Raw genomic sequence first — 3,589 nt, 5'->3', positions numbered from 1 at the left:
TGTGAACAGGGCTATAGCGTCTTTGATTTTCGTCTCGTTTGAGGTCACAGCCTTGCTTACAGATTTTTCGAGCTTGCTGAACTCGTCGTTCAGCATTGTCTCTGTAGATTCGGCTCTCTCTTTCAGCTTTTTCTCGAACTCCGCGCCCGTCTGTAAAAGATTGCTCATAAAATGCTCCTTTCAGCCTGATATTCTTCCCGCCGTTCGGGTCTGCAATGCTGATACTGCTTCGCGTCACCCTGACCACTTCAAGCCCCGCCTCTGTGAGCGCCTGAATCACATCCTGACGGCCTTTTATCTCCCCGACATAATAAAGAGCGTCTATCCCGCGTGTGACGCTCTCTGCAAGCGCCTGTTTCGTTTCTGGCAGGTTATCAGGGAGAGTCAGTATCCGGCGGTTCTCCGGGGCGTTGGGATCATGCAGCCCGTAATGGTGATTAACCAGCGTCTGCCAGGCATCAATTCTCGGCCTGTCTGCCCGGTCGTAGTACGGCTGGAGGCGTTTTCCGGTCTGTAGCTCCATGTTCGGAATGACAAAATTCAGCTCAAGCCGTCCCTTGTCCTGATGCTCCACCCACAGGATGCTGTACTGATTCTTTTCGAGACCGGGCATCAGTACACGCTCAAAGCTCGCCATCACCTTTTCACGTCCTCCCGGCGGCAGCTCCTTCTCCGCGAACGACAGAACACCTGACGTGTATTTCTTCGCAAATGGCGTGGCATCGATGAGTTCCCGGACTTCTTCCGGATTACCCTGAAGCACCGTTGCCCCTTCCCGGTTTCGCTCCCTTCCCAGCAGGTAATCAACCGGACCACTGCCACCACCTTTTCCCCTGGCATGAAACTTAACTATCATCCTGCACTCTCTGTTCCCTGACCATCTGCCGTAAGCTGCGCAACTCTCTCTCGATGGCCATCAGTGCGGCCACCACCTGAACCCGGTCACCGGAAGACCACTGCCCGCTGTTCACCTTCCTCGCCGTCTGATTCAGGTTATTCCCGATGGCGGCCAGCTGACGCAGTAACGGCGGTGCCAGTGTCGGCAGCCTCCCGGAGCGGGCAACCGGCTCACCCAGACAGACCCGCCGCATCCATACCGCCAGCTGTTTACCCTCACAGCGTTCAAGTAACCGGGCATGTTCATCATCAGTAACCCGTATTGTGAGCATCCTCTCGCGTTTCATCGGTATCATTACCCCCATGAACAGAAATCCCCCTTACACGGAGGCATCAGTGACCAAACAGGAAAAAACCGCCCTTAACATGGCCCGCTTTATAAGAAGCCAGACATTAACGCTGCTGGAGAAGCTCAACGAACTGGACGCAGATGAACAGGCCGATATTTGTGAATCACTTCACGACCACGCCGACGAGCTTTACCGCAGCTGCCTCGCACGCTTCGGGGATGACGGTGAAAACCTCTGACACATACAGCTCCCGGAGACGGTCACAGCTTGTCTGTGAGCGGATGCCGGGAGCCGACAAGCCCGTCAGGGCGCGTCAGCGGGTTTTAGCGGGTGTCGGGGCGCAGCCATGACCCAGTCACGTAGCGATAGCGGAGTGTATACTGGCTTAACTATGTGGCATCGGTGCGGATTATAAGAAAAGAGCACCATATGCGGTGTGAAATACCGCACAGATGCGTAAGGAGAAAATGCCGCATCAGGCGCTCTTCCGCTTCCTCGCTCACTGACTCGCTACGCTCGGTCGTTCGGCTGCGGCGAGCGGTATCAGCTCACGCAAAGACGGTAATGCAGTTATCCACAGAATCAGGGGATAAGGCCGGAAAGAACATGTGAACAAAAAGGCCGCGCCGCTGGCGTTTTTCCATAGGCTCCGCCCCCCTGACGAGCATCACAAAAATTGATGCTCAAGTCAGAGGTGGCGAAACCCGACAGGACTATAAAGATACCAGGCGTTTCCCCCTGGAAGCTCCCTCGTGCGCTCTCCTGTTCCGACCCTGCCGCTTACCGGATACCTGTCCGCCTTTCTCCCTTCGGGAAGCGTGGCGCTTTCTCATAGCTCACGCTGTTGGTATCTCAGTTCGGTGTAGGTCGTTCGCTCCAAGCTGGGCTGTGTGCACGAACCCCCCGTTCAGCCCGACCGCTGCGCCTTATCCGGTAACTATCGTCTTGAGTCCAACCCGGTAAGACACGCCTTAACGCCACTGGCAGCAGCCACTGGTAACCGGATTAGCAGAGCGAGATTTATCCAGATGCTTACAGAGTTCTTGAAGTGATGGCCTAACTACGGCTACACTGGAAGGACAGTATTTGGTATCTGTGCTCTGCTGAAGCCAGATTACCTCGGTTAGATAATCTGCCAGGATTAGCTAACCTTCGAAAAAACCACCTGCCAGGGTGGTTTTTTCGTTTACAGGTCCAAGATTACGCGCAGAAAAAAAGGATCTCAAGAGATCCTTTTAGTTTTTTAGTCAAAAAGAGCACTAAGCCTATTTCTATAATAATTAACAACATAAGGGAAATCACTATATTTTTCTATTTGTTTTAATATTGACTGTTGAATTTCCTCTTTTTCAGAGTCTGTGTAACTTACATTATTCCACTTTCTTGATAATTCCATTGCTGACTGAAGCATATCTTCAAAGGTTAGCACCCTATTATTATTTTTATATTTGAAATTTTTATTTTCTATCGTCGTTACAACGACCACATTAGCCTCGTACAATATATTTATTGTCTCCTCGCTAAAAGAATCATCTAGTGTAGCTAGATACATTTCTCTAATTCCTGTTCTATTAACCTCTTCAGGTACTTCTTGCCATCGCTCCCTCAGCGTTGTTTTAGCGGAAATCAACATTGTATTTCTTTTGTTAGATGTGTACTGGACTACACCTGGCATAACAAGATCTACAAGTTTACCTATTTGGTTTTTTTGAAAAAATGACTTCCCAATAGCCCCCTGCACATCAACAGGAATTCCTGCCCCCATCATTAATAGCTCAAGAATAGACTCAAACTCTTTTCCTGCCCTGCTACGTCTGGATTGAGTGTTAGACAGTGCCAAATCATATATGTGTGTAGGGTATTCCATCGTAAAATCACGAATGGCATCATAAGGACTCATATCTTTTATTCTTTCTTCATCAATAAGATATGATAACATTCTTGTTGTGAATTCTTTTTCAAATGGTTCAAATTCTTTCCAGCAGTTTTTTCTCATTGCAATTATATATTCACTTGGATTATTCAAAAAATAATCACTATTTTTTTGATCATACCCTAAATCACAAAATGTTTTATAAACCAAAGCAAATGGCGTAATAAAATGCGACTTTCTCTCTTTAGAAATTAGAGTTTTAAATTCACCAGGACTTAATCTTTGCATAAAAAATAACCTTTTTATATCTACTTGAAAGTTTTTTCATGCACGTTCATAATTGGAATCAAAACAGGACAAACTGTCCTAAAACCAACACTTAATTCTGGTAGACATGCATGACTGATAATATCGCAGCAACAATCAAAGAAAAAAGAGAAAGACTTCATATGACTCAAAAAGAGTTTGCAGACGCCCTTGGTCTTTCAAAATATGGAGACAGAACCATAAGAAGATGGGAGCGCGGGGA

6 protein-coding genes are annotated in these 3,589 nt (G+C 47.8%); 3 read left to right on the top strand and 3 right to left on the bottom strand.

Translation table 11 applies throughout. The annotated features are described in order from the left end of the window. A partial coding sequence (mbeA, locus tag OGY08_RS25325; RefSeq protein WP_502873287.1) for a plasmid mobilization relaxase MbeA occupies nt 1–856 on the bottom strand: 856 nt, incomplete at its 3' end. Further along, on the bottom strand, nt 846–1,169 hold the full coding sequence (locus OGY08_RS15355; protein ID WP_052994485.1) for a MobC family plasmid mobilization relaxosome protein: 324 nt from the start codon (nt 1,167–1,169) through the stop codon (nt 846–848). The genes OGY08_RS15355 and mbeA, both read right to left, overlap by 11 nt. 64 nt (nt 1,170–1,233) lie before the next feature. On the opposite strand from OGY08_RS15355, the gene OGY08_RS15350 reads away from it, so the two are divergent. Together OGY08_RS15350 and OGY08_RS25225 are read left to right on the top strand one after the other, a co-directional pair. Beyond that, on the top strand, nt 1,234–1,425 hold the full coding sequence (locus tag OGY08_RS15350) for a Rop family plasmid primer RNA-binding protein (RefSeq protein ID WP_000165985.1): 192 nt from the start codon (nt 1,234–1,236) through the stop codon (nt 1,423–1,425). Between the two features lie 652 nt (nt 1,426–2,077). Then, a complete protein-coding gene (locus tag OGY08_RS25225; protein WP_071596883.1) occupies nt 2,078–2,239 on the top strand; it encodes a replication initiation protein in 162 nt (53 codons plus the stop codon). 191 nt (nt 2,240–2,430) lie between these two features. On the opposite strand, the gene OGY08_RS15345 is transcribed toward OGY08_RS25225, so the two are convergent. Then, complete coding sequence (locus tag OGY08_RS15345) at nt 2,431–3,348, bottom strand: type II restriction endonuclease (RefSeq protein ID WP_001189380.1); 918 nt, start codon at nt 3,346–3,348, stop codon at nt 2,431–2,433. Between the two features lie 110 nt (nt 3,349–3,458). On the opposite strand from OGY08_RS15345, the gene OGY08_RS25220 reads away from it, so the two are divergent. Beyond that, nucleotides 3,459–3,589 (top strand): helix-turn-helix domain-containing protein (locus OGY08_RS25220; protein WP_353622340.1); only part of this gene is annotated, 131 nt, incomplete at its 3' end.

The organism is Citrobacter sp. Cpo069 (assembly GCF_030332785.1).
GTDB classification, from domain to species: Bacteria; Pseudomonadota; Gammaproteobacteria; order Enterobacterales; family Enterobacteriaceae; genus Citrobacter; species Citrobacter portucalensis.
This window is presented reverse-complemented; position numbering and strand designations above follow the sequence as displayed.

What these genes read in the sequence shown, in the direction of transcription:
- OGY08_RS15355 (WP_052994485.1), bottom strand. Translation starts at nt 1,169, where the DNA reads ATGCTCACAATACGGGTTACTGATGATGAACATGCCCGGTTACTTGAA.
- OGY08_RS15345 (WP_001189380.1), bottom strand. Translation starts at nt 3,348, where the DNA reads ATGCAAAGATTAAGTCCTGGTGAATTTAAAACTCTAATTTCTAAAGAG.